A 16,877-nucleotide genomic window follows, 5' to 3' on the forward strand; every position below is an offset into this window, starting at 1 on the left:
TCTCGGGGATTGGTTAATCCGAATCTGTAACACCTGCGTAACAGTTATCCACAGGTTGCGCCTCACTGACCTGCGGGCTATGGCGTTTGTCATGTCCTGGTTCATTCGCTTCAACAAACCTTTCGATGTGCTACCGCAGTTTACCGACCGCGCCAACGCAGATTCGCCCCGCCGCACTCTGTCAGACTATATCGATCTGCCAGGCGTTTACCCGGCCGGGCGGCTGGATCGGGACAGCGAAGGCTTGATGCTGCTGACCGACAATGGGCGACTGCAAGCGCAAATATCGGACCCAAAACACAAGATGGCCAAAACCTATTGGGTTCATGTCGAAGGTCTGCCGGATGACGCTGCCTTGAAAGCCCTGCGAGACGGGGTTGAACTGAAAGACGGCCTGACCCGCCCTGCCAAAGCCCGGTTGATGGATGAACCGCCAGGGCTGTGGCCCCGCAATCCGCCGATCAGAGTGCGCCAAACGGTGCCCGATTGCTGGATCGAATTGACCATCCGCGAGGGCCGCAATCGGCAGGTGCGGCGGATGACAGCTGCCGTCGGTCACCCGACCCTGCGCCTGATCCGCACCCGGATCGGCGACTGGTCGATAGAGGGGCTTGAGCCGGGCCAATGGGACAGCCTACCGACGCCAACATTGAACTCTGCCCCGCAACGCAAACGCGACCGTCGTCCACGCCGGTGACAAAAACTGCATGTTGTGATAGGCTTACAGCATGAAAGTCACACCCGACATTCCAGTACCAACCGGCATTCTTGAGGCCGCTCTCTATGTCGACGACTTGGATGCTGCCGAACGGTTTTATGGAGAGATCCTGGCGTTGGAGAAAATCCAGCGCGTGACGGATCGACACGTATTCTTCCGGATCGGCAGTTCGGTCTTGTTGTTGTTCAACGCGGAAGAAACCGAGAAACCGCCGGGCAATCCCGACTTGCCCGTTCCCCCCCATGGCGCGCACGGGCCTGGCCACGTTTGTCTGATCCTGACCCGCGCGGAGATCGACACGATGCGCAAACATCTGCTGGATTGGAATATCCCCTTAGATGCCGAGTTTGACTGGCCAAACGGCGCACGCTCTCTTTACGTGCGCGATCCGTCAGGCAATTCGGTTGAATTTGCCGAAAGGCATTTGTGGGGCTGACCCCTCAGAGTGCCGCGCCCGCCGACAGATCAAACCTTTTAAATATTCTATCAACCGGCGTGCCATCCTGCAGTGGCACGCCATAAGCGACCGAGTAGTCTTGAAACCCCATCTTGTCGTAGTAGCTAAGACCCATCCCATTATCGGCGCGGATGGTTGCATTAATCGCTGTAAACCCCATTGCCGCCGCGAATTTCGAAGTTTCCGCGAACAAGGCCCGGCCTGCCCCTTTAAGCGCAGGATGACGTCTGGTGAAGGTCGCGATATCGGCGCAATCCTGTGGCAACGCGTCGTGCATTCCCAGCCACTGAAAGCCAGCCACCTCTCCTTGATCGTCCAAGGCGACGTGGGTGCAGATTTTGTCAGCGCCCTCCAGGTAGCTTTGAACGAACAACGCGTCAGAGAACGGAATTTCAAACGCGGTGCTGCCCCCGATTTCGATGATCTCATTGAGGATGCGGCAGGCTGTGGCCACATCCTCTGGCATCATGGGGCGGACCGCGATCATCCCTACAGGCTCAGTTTGTCGCGCATGAAGGCCAGCGCGACACTCAGGCCGTCCGGCGCAATACCGTGACCGGTACCCTTCATCACATGAGCGTAAACCTCTTTGAACCCGGCCTCTTGCAGCGCTTCGGCGGCGGCGGGCAGCGACTGTGGCGGCACCACATCATCGACGTCACCATGAACCAGCAGAATCGGCATCCGGCTGACCGTCTCGTCGGGCAGCAGATCGGGTTCTAGCAACCGTCCCGAAAAGGCAACGATGCCGGCAACCGGATCCTCGCGACGCGGTGCGACGTGCAGGCTCATCATCGTGCCCTGGGAAAACCCGAACAATACAACCTGTTCCGGCAAAACATCCTCGTCCACCATCAGCGCATCGAGGAAGGCGTTGAAATCCTCAACCGCCATTTCCATTCCTCGTCGGGCTTCTTCTTCGGACGACCCGTCAATCCATGGGATCGGAAACCACTGAAACCCATTTGGCATCCCGGGGATCTGCTCGGGCGCATCAGGGGCGACAAAAAGCGTGTCGGGCAAGTGTTCGCCCAAAGGATCGGCCAAGCCCAGCAGGTCGGCCCCGTTGGCCCCATAGCCGTGCACGAACACAACGACCGAGCGTGTGTCGCCCGAAACCGGCTCTTTTCGGAGCGCATTCAAAACCCGTGTCATCTGATCCCTTCTCGTTCTTTGGCCACCCGGTAATAGGCCCACAACACACGCGCCGCAACCGATCGCCAGGGCGACCAAGCTTCGGCCATTCGGCGCAGTTCTTTGTCCGTGGGACGTTTGGGCAAGTCATAGAGGATGCGCGCTGCCTCTTGCAGCGCCAGATCGCCCGGAGCGATCACATCGGCGCGCCCCAAAGAGAACATCGCGTATATTTCAGCTGTCCAGACACCGATCCCCGGCACCTCGGTCAAAGTCGCGATGACATCCGCATTAGAAGCGTCGCGTAATGTTTTGTAATCAATACGCGCCTCAGCCAACGCGCGTGCGTAGCGTATCTTTTGACGGCTCAGCCCCACAGCCCGCAAATCGTCATCGGTTGCCCACATGATCTTGCGTGGTCCGGTGAGCTTGGCATCCTGCAGCCGTTTCCAGATCGCATTGGCCGAAGCCACGCTGACTTGCTGGCTGACAATAGCGCTGAGAAGTTGGGCAAACCCATCCGGACGGCGACGCAGGGGCAAAGGCCCAGTCAGATCCATCGCCCAGGCCATCCGCGGGCATTCCGCGGCCAGCCATTCGGCGCCCTCTGCGACACAGTCAGGTGATTCAATGATGCGTCCGACAGACATGGGCCCTCCGGGAAAATGATATCGCGCTCACGGTAGGTTGCTTTGTCGCAGATGCAACCCGCTTGTACGACAGGCTTTTCAAAGATACGCATTGGCGCATGACACTAACGACGACAACCCTCGACACTAGTCGCGCCAAGCGCAATGTCGCCGTTTTGGTGGCGGCACAAGCTGTACTGGGCGCACAGATGCCGATGCTCTTTATCGTGGGCGGGTTAGCTGGGGATTCACTGGCTACAAACGCGTGTCTGGCCACCCTGCCGATTTCGCTCATCGTGCTGGGGTCAATGCTGGCTGCCACGCCGATCTCGGCGATCATGCAGCGCTGGGGACGGCGCGCCGGGTTTCTGGTTGGTGCTACTGCGGGGGCTTGCGGCGGGGCGGTCGGCGCGTACGGGTTGTTTCTGGGCTCGTTCCCGGTCTTCCTGCTGGGAAGCCTGCTGACCGGCATTTACATGAGCGCTCATGGATTTTACCGCTTTGCAGCCGCTGATACGGCGTCGGACGCGTTCCGGCCCAAAGCGATTTCATATGTCATGGCAGGCGGTCTAGCAGCGGCGATCATCGGCCCGCAGATCGTCAAACTGACCTCGACCGCATATGTAATTCCGTTTTTTGGCACCTATCTGGCTGTCATCGCGATGAATGTCTTTGGGTCGGTGCTGTTTTTCTTCCTCGATATCCCGACGCCCGAAAAGCCAAAGGAAGACGCGCCCAAAGGACGATCCCGGCTTGAAATGCTTAAAACCCCACGCATCGCCGTGGCGATCATTTGTGCGATGGTTTCCTACGCTTTGATGAATCTTGTCATGACCTCGACCCCGCTTGCGGTTGTGGGTTGCGGTTACAGCGCCAACGATGCCGCTGATGTCGTGACCAGCCATGTTCTGGCGATGTATGTGCCCAGCTTTTTCACAGGCCAGTTGATCGCGCGGTTCGGGGTCGAAAAAATCGTAGCCCTCGGTCTCGCCATTCTGGCCGGCGCGGGTGTGGTTGCTTTGCAAGGCGTCGAGTTGGGCAATTTCTTTATCGCGCTGATCCTGCTGGGCATTGGCTGGAACTTTGGATTTATCGGCGCCACGACGATGCTGGCTGCGTCGCACGACGTGAACGAACGTGGGCGGATGCAGGGGCTGAACGACCTGCTGGTGTTTGGGGGCGTGACACTTGCGTCGCTCGCTTCGGGCGGGTTGATGAACTGTTCGGGCGGGTCACCAGTCGAAGGCTGGACCGCCGTGAACCTGGCCATGATCCCACTGTTGACGCTGGCAGGTGGTGCGCTGCTATGGTTGGTTTTGAAACCCTCTGAGCCGGAAACGGTCTGACGCCTACCAGCGCCCGCTGGCAACGGACCACATCAAGGACGCTCTGCGGCGAATTTCACCCTGTGCGAGGTCCCCGACGGCGACGCGCTCTGGGCGTGTCACGACTCGCCGCAAAACCCATTCTGCCTGCCATCCCGCAAAAAGCGCGGGGCGGGCATCTTCTGAAACACCTGCACTGTTTGACCGTGCGCGCTGAAGTTTGTCCAAGGCCTTTTGCGCCAGTGATCGAACACCATCAGGCGTGCCGTCAAGCAAAGGAATACGACCACGCGCCTCAAGATCAGGAATCGCCCGAAACCAGTTCGCCACCCCTACGCCATAGCCGAAATCGCGCAGCACAGCTTCGTCCGCTTCACCCAGAACCTGCGCGGCTGCGACCATCAAGGATCCGGCGCTATGGTTGATATAGGCGTTGAAATGCGCTTCGTCCTCAAACGGATCACGGTAAATATCCCAACGCCTTACGGCCACATACTCATCCAACGTAGCCGCCAGATCGGGCGACAGGACCTGCGACAGAGGCGTCACAACCTCATGCCGACGCACCGCCTTACCTTCAGCAATCTCTTGCAGCGCATCGCGCCACCATTGCAGGCGCATCTCAGCGATCATTGTCTCTTGCGTGACCCAAGGGGCCCGAGCAACCTCGACATTCAGCGCATAAAGCGGGAACAGTTTAGGCCGTACCGCAACGGGTGCCGCCATGACCGCCATAAACCGATCAGGATCGGCGCGATGCACCAATGCTGCGCAGGCCTTAACGTCATCATCAAAATCTACGCTCACTCGGCCACCGCCGTCTGTGACCCGCAATCGCGCACCAGTTTCCACTGTATCGCGTCCAACAGCGCCTCGAACGAGGCATCGACTATGTTCGCGCTTACGCCCACGGTCGACCAACGCCGCCCCTGCCCGTCTTCGCTGTCGATTATCACGCGGGTCACCGCCTCGGTGCCGCCCTGCGTGATGCGGACCTTGAAGTCGACCAGACGCATGTCGGACAAAATCTGCGAATACTGCCCCAGATCCTTGGCCAGCGCTTTGGCCAGCGCGTTCACCGGCCCCCGGTCACTGCCGTCCTCGTCCAAAGACTCGCTGACCGACAGTTTCTTTTCCCCGTCGACTTTCACAACAACGACGGCTTCGGATAGGCTGACCATCTTGTTGTACTTGTTCTTGCGCCGCTCAACGGTCACCTTATAGCGCTTGACCTCAAAGAACTCGGGCAGCTGCCCCAACTCATCACGTGCCAGCAGCTCAAAACTGGCCTGCGCGGTGTCATAGGAGTACCCCTCAGCCTCGCGCTGCTTGATCCGGTCCAGAATGCGCCCCAGCGCCGGGTTGTCCATTTCGACGGACAGACCGGCCTCGGTCAGGCGTTTGCGCAGGTTCGACTGCCCCGCCTGGTTCGACATCGGAATGATCCGCGCATTCCCGACAGAGGCCGGATCGACATGTTCATAAGTCGATGGGTCCTTGAGGATCGCGCTGGCGTGCAGCCCTGCCTTATGTGCAAAGGCCGAGGCGCCGACATAGGCCGATTGCTTGCTGGGCACCCGGTTCAGGATATCGTCCAGCATCCGACTGACCCGCGTCAAACCGGCCAAGGCCTGCCCGCTGACACCGATATCGAAACCTGACGCATAGGGCTCCTTCAACAGCAAAGTCGGGATCAGAGCGGTCAGATTCGCATTACCGCATCGCTCACCCAACCCGTTCAGCGTGCCTTGTATCTGCCGCGCGCCCGCATCGACAGCGGCCAGAGAGCAAGCCACCGCGTTTTCGGTATCGTTATGGGTGTGAATGCCCAAGCGGTCACCGGGCAATCCGGCGGCAATCACCCCGGCTACGATCCGCGTCACCTCGGCGGGCAGTGCGCCGCCATTGGTGTCGCACAGCACAACCCAGCGCGCACCGGCGTCCAAGGCCGCCTGACACACCTGAACCGCATAGCCGGGGTTGTCCTTGTACCCGTCAAAGAAATGCTCGGCGTCAAACAGTGCCTCACGACCCTGTGCCACGATATGCGCGACGGAGGCGCGGACGTTCTCGACATTTTCTTCCAGCGAAATTCCCAGCGCGTGGGTCACGTGGTAATCATGCGACTTGCCCACCAGACACACCGCCTGCGTGTTTGCATTCATCACCGCGGCCAGAACATCGTCATTTTCAGCAGACCGGCCCGACCGCTTAGTCATGCCAAATGCGGTCAAACGGGCCGAAGTCTTGGGCGCAACATCGAAGAACGCGCTGTCAGTCGGGTTCGCGCCCGGCCAACCGCCTTCGATATAGTCGACACCCAGCGCGTCCAACGCCTGTGCGATCTGCACCTTCTCAGAGGTCGAAAACTGCACGCCCTGCGTCTGTTGCCCGTCTCGCAGGGTGGTGTCGTAGAGGTAGAGGCGGTCTTTGGTCATCACACCCCCTCCAGCTTGGCAGCGTCGAACCCAGCACCGGGCACCAGTTCGACACCATCCTTGCTCATACGAACCTCAAGCCCAGCAGCCAGATAAGCGGCTTTGAGACGGTCCACTTCCGAAAAGTCCTTGCTTTGCATCGCAATGACCCGCGCATCTGCCAACCGGTCCGCATGTGCCGACAAATCCGTCGATGTGGTATCCGCCCACGCCCCCATCTCGGGGGTTAAGAGACCAAGCAATTGTGCGCTGGCCAACAAACTAACGGCATCTCCATCCGCAGCCAGACGGTGGAGTTCAGCCAAAGCGCCCGCAGTGTTCAGGTCGTCACTAAGCGCTGCGATAACTGCAGGTGCCGCGCTGGCGGCGGGCTCGATGCCCGACGTCAGCGCCCGCCACTTGCGCAGCGTCGCCTCGGCTTCACGTGCCTTCTTCTCAGTCCAATCCATCGGCTTACGATAGTGGGTTTGCAGGAAGACATAGCGGATCACCTCACCCGGGACGCCCTGCTCCAGCAGATCATGGACGGTGAAGAAATTGCCCAGAGATTTGGACATCTTCTTGCCTTCCACCTGCAGCATCTCATTGTGCAGCCATACCTTTGCGAACTCACCATGCGGATGGGCGCACTTGCTCTGCGCGATCTCATTCTCATGATGCGGGAACATCAAGTCATTGCCACCGCCGTGGATGTCAAAACTCTCGCCCAATAGCTCATAGCTCATGGCCGAGCATTCGATGTGCCAGCCCGGACGCCCCCTGCCCCAAGGGGAATCCCACCCTGGCAATTCTTCGGTCGAGGGCTTCCACAGCACGAAATCCATCGGGTTTTTCTTGTAAGGCGCAACCTCAACCCGAGCGCCCGCGATCATGTCGTCGACGGACCGGCCCGACAATTCGCCGTAATGTTCTTTCCAACTGTCCACGGCGAACAGAACGTGCCCCTCTGCCGCGTATGCGTGGCCCTTGGCGATTAGGTCTTCGATCATCGCGATCATCTGCGCAATGTACTGCGTAGCGCGCGGCATCTCATTGGGCTCTAGCGCCCCAAGCGCGCCCATATCGTGCAGATACCAACCGATGGTCTCATTCGAGCGTTCCTGAACCAGCTGCTCCAACGTGCCTTCAGCCCCCGCCTGTTGCCGTGCCAGCGCGGTCGCGTTGATCTTGTCATCCACGTCCGTGAAATTGCGCACATAAGTCACGTGATCCGCACCATAGGTGTGTCGCAACAACCGGTAGAGCACATCGAACACCACTACAGGCCGTGCGTTGCCCAAATGGGCGCGGTCGTAGACGGTGGGCCCACAGACATACATCCGCACATTGTCGGCACTGATCGGCACGAAACCCTCTTTCGTCCGCGTCCGGGTGTTGTGCAGTTTGATCGTCGTCATCGGTCGGCTCCTAAAGACAGCATGGCTGGTCGCGTTAACGCGGGCTTAGCAACTTGTCTCAGGGATGAAAACGAAAGAAACCGGCCCGCTTGAAGTATCAGCAGGTAATGCAGCAGATAATGATGCAGGTCATCGGGTTCATAATGTCCCAGTATCACGGCGACCGCCTTTCGCCAAGCCTTGAGTTCCATTCATCTGTTTCGCCAATTGACATTCTGCAACGGCTCTGGCCCTTTCGGCGCAGAACACCAGACGGAGGCGGGTCATGAAATTGTCGCAGCGTATTACTCATCTGACCGGCGGCGGCAGTGACGGTTGGGACGTGTTCTATCGTGCCCGTCGAATGGTCAGCGACGGCTATGCTGTAGTCGAATTGACCATTGGTGAACATGACGTCCGAACCGACCCATCGATTCTGGAAGCCATGGACCTTTCGGCACGGCAAGGCCACACCGGATACGCGATGGTGCCCGGCACGGATTTGCTGCGCGATACCGTGGCCGCCCGGCTGCAGGCGCGCACCGGAGTTCCCACTACCAGAAACAATGTTTTGATCACGCCTGGTGGGCAATCCGCCTTGTTCGCTGCCCATGTTGCGGTCTGCGATCCAGGCGATGTTGGTCTGTATCTGGATCCATATTACGCCACCTATCCCGGTACGATCCGCGGCGTCGGAGCGGAAGCGCGGGCGATTCAGACAACCGCCGAAGACGCATTTCAACCGCGTGCCGAGCAGATTGACGCGGTCGCGGATGGCGCTGTGTCCCTGCTTATCAACACACCAAACAACCCCACCGGGGTCGTCTATTCCCGTCAAACGCTTGAAGGGATCGCCAAGGTCTGCCGCAAGCGGGATCTTTGGCTGATTTCGGATGAGGTTTATGATACACAGGTCTGGGAAGGCTCACATATTTCGCCGCGCAATCTGACTGGTATGACCGAACGTACGCTGGTGGTTGGGTCGATGTCCAAGTCGCATGCCATGACGGGTTCGCGTTGTGGATGGATTGTTGGACCAGAGGATGTAATCGCGCATCTGATCAACCTCGCCACGCATACGACCTATGGGGTTCCCGGGTTTATTCAGGACGCTGCTAGTTTCGCCCTGAACGCAGGTAACTTGCTGGAAGATCAAATCGCTGCGCCGTTCCGCAGGCGGCGCGCACTCGCCGTGGGTATTCTGAGCGCTCAGAACACTGTCGGGTTGGTTCCAGCGCAGGGGGCCATGTACCTGATGCTGGATATCCGCGCCACGGGTCTCAGCGGAGAAGCATTCGCCAACGCGCTGCTGGATACGCACGCCATTGCCGTGATGCCGGGTGAGAGTTTTGGGTCCGCCGCCGCCGGCCATATCCGCGTGGCCATGACCATTGATGACGAACGGTTCGGGTCCGCTTTGTCGACGATTTGCGAATTTGCGACGGAAATAGCCGGTCGTCACGCCGCGGCCAGTTAACGGGTGTCAGAACCGGAATGAGGTTCGCAGGTTAAAGACATTCGAATCCAGGGTGCCATCTGATCGGGTGACATCGTCGAACTCCTGCCGCAACGCCTCGCCGCTGATGACAAAGCGGTCGCCGATGGGATAGGCCACGCCAATTCCATACACAGCAGCGGTATCGTTATCGACTGAGCTATCGACCCGGGACGCACCGATCACGACATAGCCCAAAGCCGGGCCAAAATCATAGCCGCCGCGCAGCTTCAGGCGGGTCATGCTGTCCAGGGAACCCTCGCCCTGCCCCAAGTCCAAAGACAGGCTATTGTATTCAAGCTCGCCGCCCAAAACAAAATTCCCGAAGTCGCGGTCATAGCCAATATGTGGCGCGAAGGTCAGATCATCGCCGCTGGAGCCATTCGGGCCTTCGGCATCTGCATATCCAAAGCTAAAACCTGCATAAGCCCCGGTCCAATCCTCAGCCAATACCGGGGTCGCGAGGGACACCAATGTTGTGAGACTGAGGGCCTTAAGGGCTTTCATTAATCTCTCCTAAAAACCTTTCGCCGCAGAGACGTTCGGTTAAGTCATGTTAACTCAAAAACTTGGTACATGATCATTAAATTTCAATTGAGATCACGAACCACTCTTAAATAAGTGAAGGAACTATAACAGATTTTCAGGTGCCAAAGAAAAAAACTTGAGCAGACAAAAGAAGAGTGTGACATCTTCATGAATACTTCGCTTTTAGGCGCTCAGGTCGCAAACAGAACAGATTGTGATCAGGTACATCGGGAAACTTCAGGTCAATAGGTGAGGACCTGCATGCAAAACGACGTTTGGAAGATTCGACTGGTCAGCCGCACCATTGGTGCGGATCGTGGTCGTGCGGCACGTGGGCGGCCGTCAGAGGCTTAGATCAACCCTTCTGACAGCCAATTACCCATCGGAATCCGAACCATGAACGATCAAACCCGCACCTCATCCCGCACCGGCGGTCGCGCCGCGCGTCGTGCTGCCCGTGCAACTGCCCTGCCCGAACATTTGCGCCCTGTCCGTGCAGGTATGGAAGGCGGCACTCTCAATGTGCTGACCCAAGCCCAAATCGAGCGCATCCACGAAGCCGCCTTGACCGCATTGGAAACCATTGGTCTGGCGGATGCCCCGCCAAGCGGCATCGACTACCTGGTCGGCGCCGGATGCATCCTGGGTGACGATGGCCGCATCCGGTTCCCGCGCGCGTTGGTGGAAGACACGATTGCCAAGGCCAACCGCTCGGTCACTCTGTACAGCCGCGATGGAAAGACCGACCTAGAGTTGTCGGGCACTAAGGTTCACTACGGCACCGCCGGTGCTGCCGTCAGCATGGTGGATGTACACGGGCGGGAATACCGCGACTCGACCGTTCAGGACCTGCACGATGCTGCGCGCATTTGCGAACAGCTAGAAAACATCCATTTTGTTCAGCGCCCCATGGTTTGCCGCGACATCTCGGACAATCTGGAAATGGACCTGAACACGATCTACGCCGCCTGTTCAGGCAGCTTCAAACATATCGGTACGTCCTTTACCGAACCCAGCCACGTTGCCCCTGCGGTGGAAATGCTCCACATGATCGCCGGCGGCGAGGACAAGTTTCGTGAGCGGCCCTTCGTGTCGAATTCGAACTGTTTTGTCGTGCCCCCGATGAAATTCGCGACCGAAAGTTGCGAAGTGATGGAAGAGTGCATCAAGGCCGGGATGCCGGTTCTGCTATTGTCTGCTGGCATGGCAGGCGCGACCGCGCCTTCAACCATCGCCGGAGCAATCACGCAGGCCACTGCGGAATGTCTGGCCGGACTGGTTTACGTAAATGCCGTAAGCCCCGGCGCACCGGCAGTTTTTGGCACTTGGCCATTTGGTTTGGACCTGCGCACAGGTGCGATGTCCATCGGTTCGGGCGAACAGGCCCTGTTAACGGCCGGCTGCGCGCAAATGCATCGGTTTTATGACCTGCCGGGTGGTGCTGCGGCTGGAGCATCGGACTCGAAGCTGCCCGATATGCAGGCCGGGTGGGAGCAGATGTGTTCCAACGTCATGGCGGGCCTGTCAGGTTTGAACATGGTATACGAAGCGGCGGGCATGCATGCCTCGTTGCTGGGCTTTTGCCATGAGAGCCTGATTCTCAGTGACGACCTGATCGGTCAGGCACAGCGCTGCGTACGCGGGATCGAAGTGACTGACGAAACCTTGGCCTTGGACCAAATCGCCGAGGTCTGCATTGGCGGGCCGGGTCACTATCTGGGCACCGATGCCACGCTAAGCCGGATGCAGGCGGACTATGTATATCCCGTTTTCGGTGACCGCACCTCACCCAAGGAATGGGCCGAGCTTGGCAAACCCGATCTGATCGAAAAGGCGATCAAGCGGAAGGAAGAGATCTTGTCGATGCCGTCCCCGGCGCGTTTTGATCCACTTCTGGATGCTGAACTTCGGACCAGATTCAATATTCACCTTCCCCAATAAGATACTGAAAAGCGGCCAGAAATCCTCTGGCCGCTTTCTTTATGTGTTAGCCGTCGGTTGGCGGCAGCAATCCTGCTTCCTGTGCCACGGCAATCTCGGCCTCATCCAGCGCGCCGTCGCCGTTGGCATCCATTGCCGAGAAACCATCCGTGTCCACTTCAGGCAGAACCGCCTGCACTTCTTCGATGGTCAAAACGCCGTCTCCATTTGTATCTGCCGAGGATTGTGCGACGGCCAGCGTCGGCAGTCCCAGGGCAAGGGCGGAAATAGCGGCCAGAGTTTGCGGTTTCATTGTGATGCCTCCTGATTGAGTTTTTTGCATGTTTGCGTCCGGACAAGCCCTACAAACACCGCACGCCGGGCTGCTGTCACCCGCATTGCGGGACTAAGCCACTTTCGCGCCAATCTTTGCGTGTTTTTCCGAGTCGCGTCTGCGGCGAGCCGCTGGGCAAAATTCCCCCATCACGTCTCGGCGGGTCTTGCCCGATGAGGAATGCACAATCCGGCAGAACCCTGCCTAATTTCCCAATCACGGTTGAAAAAAGAAAGGGGGCCGAAGCCCCCTGTCAGTTTCGCCTTCCAGGCTCATTTCGTTGACCGCCCGGTGTTTTTTTGCCTGCGGCCTGGACTGCGCATGGGACGAGCGCACCCGCCCCGTGAAAGAGTGGGAAAGAGCAAATATTCCGCCCCACCCTGTTCCCGGCCGACACGGGCATGTCGACCGAGTGGAGCAAGACGCCTAGTGGTAAGTCTCAGGCTATGCCTTGCCCCGTATTCGTCGGGACCGAATATCCGAGGGGAAATTCAGGTCCCTACACCCCGCCTGGCGGGGCGTTTGTCTTAGCTACACCCGCTGGTCCCGCCGCAGGTGTTGCATTTCATGCAGGTGCCGTTGCGCACCAGCGTGTAGTTTCCACATTCGCCGCACGGGTCTCCTTCGTAGCCCTGCATCTTGGCTTTGGTGCGAGCATCCATGCCTGTGGCAACCGCTGTTTCCGCGACCGGAGCCTCGAACGATGCGGCGGTTTCCGCCATGCCGTTCACCTCGGCCTGACCGCCGTTAAAGACGACAAGATCCTGCGGCAAACGCTTGCGAAGATACCCGGTTGAGCTGATTTGTTTAAGCACTTCCAAAGATTTAGTCGCTGCACTTTCACTGATTTCAGAGACGTTTGAGACACCCTCTTCTTCGCCCCGACCCAGATCATCGAAGGTTGCACCTTCGGGTTTCACATGGGCCAGATCGGTACGGTCCAGATAAGACACGGCCAATTCGCGGAAGATGTAATCCAGGATCGAGGTCGCATTCTTGATCGAGTCGTTGCCCTGCACCATCCCCGCCGGTTCGAACTTGGTGAAGGTGAACGCATCGACGAACTCTTCCAGCGGCACGCCATATTGCAGGCCAACCGAGACAGCGATGGCAAAGTTGTTCATCATCGCCCGGAAGCCAGCGCCTTCCTTGTGCATATCGATGAAGATCTCGCCCAACTTGCCGTCTTCGAATTCACCGGTTCGCAGATAGACCTTGTGGCCGCCCACGATCGCTTTCTGAGTATAACCCTTGCGGCGATGCGGCAGTTTCTCGCGGTGGCTGCGGATGATTTCCTTGACCACAACCTTCTCGATCACCTTTTCAGCCAGAACGACGGCCTTTTCCTGCGCCGAGCCGCTTTCCAGCACTTCGGCCGCCTCGTCATCATCCTCGACCAGCGCCGCTGCCAGCGGTTGCGACAGTTTCGAACCATCGCGATAAAGCGCGTTGGCCTTCACACCCAGCGACCACGAAAGCTCATAAGCCTTTTGGCAATCCTCGATGGTCGCGTCATTCGGCATATTGATCGTCTTCGAGATCGCACCCGAGATAAAGCTCTGTGCCGCCGCCATCATGGTGATGTGGCTATCAACCCCAAGGAAACGCTTGCCTTTCTTGCCGCACGGGTTGGCGCAGTCAAAGATCGAATAGTGTTCTTCCTTCAGATGCGGCGCGCCTTCCAGCGTCATGGTTCCGCAAACATGGTCATTGGCTGCTTCGATATCCGCGCGGGTGAAGCCCAGATGGCGAAGTAGGTCGAAGGTGGGATCGTTCAGTTTGGTTGCCGGGATGCCCAGAACGCCGGTGCAGAAATCCTCGCCCAGTGTCCACTGATTGAACACGAACCGGATATCAAAGGCGCTTTCCAGCGCGGCGTCTACCTTGGCCAGCTCATTCGGGCCAAAACCGTGACCGGTCAGCGACGTGTGGTTAATCCCCGGCGCGTTGCCGATAGTGCCGTGACCAACCGCATAACCCACGATTTCTTCGATCTGCGACGAGGAATAGCCCAGCTTTTCCAGCGCGGAAGGCACCGAACGGTTGATGATCTTGAAGTAACCGCCACCAGCCAGCTTTTTGAATTTCACCAGTGCAAAGTCGGGCTCGATCCCGGTGGTATCGCAATCCATCACCAGACCGATGGTGCCTGTCGGCGCAATCACGGTGGCCTGCGCGTTCCGGTAACCGTTCTTCTCACCGAGGCTCAGCGCCTCATCCCAGGCTGACATGGCCAGGTCGACCAAACGCTTATCTGGACAGTTACCGTGATCCAGAGGCACCGGCTTTACGGCCAGTTTCTCATAACCATCCGTCACGCCCTGCGACGCGCGGCGGTGATTCCGGATGACGCGCAGCATGTGGTCTGCGTTACGCTCATACCCTTTGAATGGTCCTAGCTCACCTGCAATCTCGGCCGAGGTCGCATAGGCGACACCGGTCATGATCGCGGTCAGCGCGCCACAGATCGAACGCCCCTCGTCCGAGTCATAGCTGTAGCCCATGTTCATCAGCAGGCCGCCAATGTTGGCGTATCCCAGACCCAAAGTACGGAAATCATAAGACAGTTGCGCGATTTCCTTGGATGGGAACTGCGCCATTGTCACCGAGATTTCCAGCGTCAGTGTCCAAAGGCGCGAAGCGTGCATGTAGTCCGCCGCCTGGAACTCACCATCCTTCAGGAAGGTCAACAGGTTCATCGACGCTAGGTTACAAGCCGTGTCATCGAGGAACATGTATTCCGAGCACGGATTCGAACCGCGGATCGCACCATCTTCTGGGCACGTGTGCCATTCGTTGACCGTGTCGTGGAACTGAATGCCGGGATCGGCGCAAGCCCATGCGGCGTGGCCAACCTTTTCCCACAGATCCCGCGCCTTGACGGTCTTCGAGACTTTGCCATCGGTGCGGTTGATCAATTCCCAATCCGCGTCTTTCTCGACGGCTGTCAGGAACGCATTGGTCACACGGATCGAGTTGTTCGAGTTCTGGCCCGACACCGAGCTATAGGCTTCCGAATCCCAATCCGTATCATAGGTCGGGAACTCAATACTGTCATGGCCCTGCTTGGCGTAGTCCAGCACACGCTTGATGTAAGTTTCTGGGATCGCAACCTTTTTGGCTTCGCGAACCGCTTTCTTCAGGCTGTCATTCTTGTTGGGATCATACGCATCGTCCTGTGCGCCGTCCCAGCTGCGGATGGCCTCGAAAATGCCGTTCAGCATCTTCTCGTGCATCTTCGATCCGGCAACGATCGAGGCCACCTTTTGCTCTTCGATCACCTTCCATTCGATGAATTTTTCGATGTCAGGGTGATCAGCATCGACGATTACCATCTTTGCTGCTCGACGGGTTGTTCCGCCTGATTTGATCGCGCCAGCGGCGCGGTCGCCGATCTTGAGAAAGCCCATGAGGCCCGAGGACTTACCGCCACCCGACAGCGCCTCGCCTTCGGCGCGCAGATGGCTGAAGTTGGTCCCGGTACCCGAGCCGTATTTGAACAGGCGCGCCTCGCGCACCCAAAGATCCATGATGCCGCCTTCGTTCACCAGATCATCATCGACGGACTGGATGAAGCACGCGTGCGGCTGCGGATGCTCGTATGCGGATTTCGATTTGGTCAGCTTGCCGGTCTTGTAATCGACATAGTGGTGACCCTGCGCGGGGCCATCGATTCCGTAGGCCCAGTGCAGACCTGTGTTGAACCACTGCGGGCTATTCGGTGCGGCGCGCTGAGTCGCCAGCATATAACGCATCTCGTCAAAGTAAGCGCGCGCATCCTCCTCGGTCGAGAAATAGCCGCCCTTCCAACCCCAATACGCCCAAGCGCCCGCCAAGCGGTCGAACACCTGCTTGGACGAGGTTTCGCCACCGAATTCAGCACCTTCTGCAGGAACTGAGCGCCACAGAAATTCGGGAACGTCCTTTTCCTTGACCTTTTTCAGAGCCGACGGAACGCCAGCCTTACGAAAGTACTTCTGAGCGATGACATCACTGGCGACCTGGCTCCACTTTGCGGGGATCTCGATTTCATCCAGTCGGAAAACAATGGTGCCGTCCGGGTTCCGTATCTCAGATGTCGCAGAGACAAAATCCAGTTCTGCGTATGCATCTTGCCCCGATTTGGTGAATTTCCTGTCAATCTTCATGTCCGCAGCCCTAGATTCAATCAACTTGTCCGTTCGCGTCAGATGCATTTCAGCGATCCGCACGCCATGCCTGAAAATTGGGCGCAAATGACCGGTCGCTGTCTTTAACAGCGCGAAACCGCTTATACGGTTGCACGTTTAATAGATGTGCTTTCCGACCCTCGCCCTATGCCTTACCCTGGTTATGCTACCAGATTTAGTGGCATGTCTTTCGGCCCATACAACTTGGCGTATTCGGCCATAGATCGTCAACGCCATTTTCATTCATTTTTGAAATCTTTTTTGTTGACCAAACGGTTCCAAAGGGTCCGCGGGCGTTGGATTCCGATTCCTCCACAGGTTCATCCACGGGATAAAGCACTGCACTTGAAAATC

General features: G+C 58.1%; 14 protein-coding genes. 5 read left to right on the forward strand and 9 right to left on the reverse strand.

All coding sequences use genetic code 11. From position 1 onward, the window contains the following. Positions 1–91 precede the first annotated feature (91 nt). On the forward strand, positions 92–697 hold the full coding sequence (locus ACR0DL_RS05420; protein WP_480687968.1) for a pseudouridine synthase: 606 nt from the start codon (positions 92–94) through the stop codon (positions 695–697). Positions 698–728: 31 nt separating this feature from the next. After that, positions 729–1,154 carry a VOC family protein gene (locus tag ACR0DL_RS05425; protein ID WP_480687970.1) on the forward strand — a complete coding sequence of 142 codons (426 nt, stop codon included), beginning with the start codon at positions 729–731 and terminating at the stop codon, positions 1,152–1,154. A gap of 4 nt (positions 1,155–1,158) precedes the next feature. Here ACR0DL_RS05425 and ACR0DL_RS05430 read toward each other — a convergent pair whose 3' ends face one another. Genes ACR0DL_RS05430 through ACR0DL_RS05440 form a run of 3 tightly spaced genes read right to left on the reverse strand, consistent with a single transcriptional unit; the run spans position 1,159 to position 2,959 of the window. Next, on the reverse strand, positions 1,159–1,662 hold the full coding sequence (locus ACR0DL_RS05430; RefSeq protein ID WP_480687972.1) for an N-acetyltransferase family protein: 504 nt from the start codon (positions 1,660–1,662) through the stop codon (positions 1,159–1,161). Positions 1,663–1,664: 2 nt separating this feature from the next. Next, a complete protein-coding gene (locus tag ACR0DL_RS05435) occupies positions 1,665–2,330 on the reverse strand; it encodes an alpha/beta hydrolase (protein ID WP_170348805.1) in 666 nt (221 codons plus the stop codon). Next, the gene (locus tag ACR0DL_RS05440; protein WP_480687974.1) at positions 2,327–2,959 is read right to left on the reverse strand and encodes a DNA-3-methyladenine glycosylase family protein; all 633 of its coding nucleotides are present in this window, start codon (positions 2,957–2,959) and stop codon (positions 2,327–2,329) included. Before ACR0DL_RS05440 ends, ACR0DL_RS05435 begins: the two co-directional genes overlap by 4 nt. A 98-nt stretch (positions 2,960–3,057) precedes the next feature. On the opposite strand from ACR0DL_RS05440, the gene ACR0DL_RS05445 reads away from it, so the two are divergent. After that, complete coding sequence (locus ACR0DL_RS05445; RefSeq protein WP_480687976.1) at positions 3,058–4,284, forward strand: MFS transporter; 1,227 nt, start codon at positions 3,058–3,060, stop codon at positions 4,282–4,284. A 3-nt stretch (positions 4,285–4,287) separates the two neighbouring features. Here the strand turns inward: ACR0DL_RS05445 and ACR0DL_RS05450 are convergent, their stop codons facing one another. Genes ACR0DL_RS05450 through cysS form a run of 3 tightly spaced genes read right to left on the reverse strand, consistent with a single transcriptional unit; the run spans position 4,288 to position 8,098 of the window. Next, a complete protein-coding gene (locus ACR0DL_RS05450; RefSeq protein WP_480687978.1) occupies positions 4,288–5,070 on the reverse strand; it encodes a squalene/phytoene synthase family protein in 783 nt (260 codons plus the stop codon). Next, positions 5,067–6,701 (reverse strand): citramalate synthase, encoded by a 1,635-nt coding sequence (gene cimA / locus ACR0DL_RS05455; protein ID WP_480687980.1) that lies wholly within the window; start codon positions 6,699–6,701, stop codon positions 5,067–5,069. Before cimA ends, ACR0DL_RS05450 begins: the two co-directional genes overlap by 4 nt. Then, complete coding sequence (gene cysS, locus ACR0DL_RS05460; protein WP_480687982.1) at positions 6,701–8,098, reverse strand: cysteine--tRNA ligase; 1,398 nt, start codon at positions 8,096–8,098, stop codon at positions 6,701–6,703. Before cysS ends, cimA begins: the two co-directional genes overlap by 1 nt. Positions 8,099–8,363: 265 nt before the next feature. Here cysS and ACR0DL_RS05465 point away from each other — a divergent pair, with 265 nt between their 5' ends. Then, entirely contained in the window at positions 8,364–9,554 is a 1,191-nt protein-coding gene (locus ACR0DL_RS05465; RefSeq protein WP_480687984.1) for a pyridoxal phosphate-dependent aminotransferase, read from the forward strand. Positions 9,555–9,560: 6 nt separating this feature from the next. Here the strand turns inward: ACR0DL_RS05465 and ACR0DL_RS05470 are convergent, their stop codons facing one another. Continuing rightward, positions 9,561–10,079, reverse strand: a complete 519-nt coding sequence (locus ACR0DL_RS05470; protein WP_170375467.1) for an outer membrane protein — start codon at positions 10,077–10,079, stop codon at positions 9,561–9,563. 417 nt (positions 10,080–10,496) lie between these two features. Between ACR0DL_RS05470 and ACR0DL_RS05475 the strand changes: the two genes are divergently transcribed. Then, positions 10,497–12,041, forward strand: a complete 1,545-nt coding sequence (locus ACR0DL_RS05475; protein WP_170514375.1) for a trimethylamine methyltransferase family protein — start codon at positions 10,497–10,499, stop codon at positions 12,039–12,041. A 46-nt stretch (positions 12,042–12,087) separates the two neighbouring features. On the opposite strand, the gene ACR0DL_RS05480 is transcribed toward ACR0DL_RS05475, so the two are convergent. Then, positions 12,088–12,333 (reverse strand): EF-hand domain-containing protein, encoded by a 246-nt coding sequence (locus tag ACR0DL_RS05480; protein ID WP_170358611.1) that lies wholly within the window; start codon positions 12,331–12,333, stop codon positions 12,088–12,090. Between the two features lie 548 nt (positions 12,334–12,881). Then, positions 12,882–16,502, reverse strand: a complete 3,621-nt coding sequence (locus ACR0DL_RS05485) for a vitamin B12-dependent ribonucleotide reductase (protein WP_480687986.1) — start codon at positions 16,500–16,502, stop codon at positions 12,882–12,884. Between the last annotated feature and the right edge of the window lie 375 nt (positions 16,503–16,877).

It is taken from the genome of Ruegeria sp. BB5 (assembly GCF_056539405.1).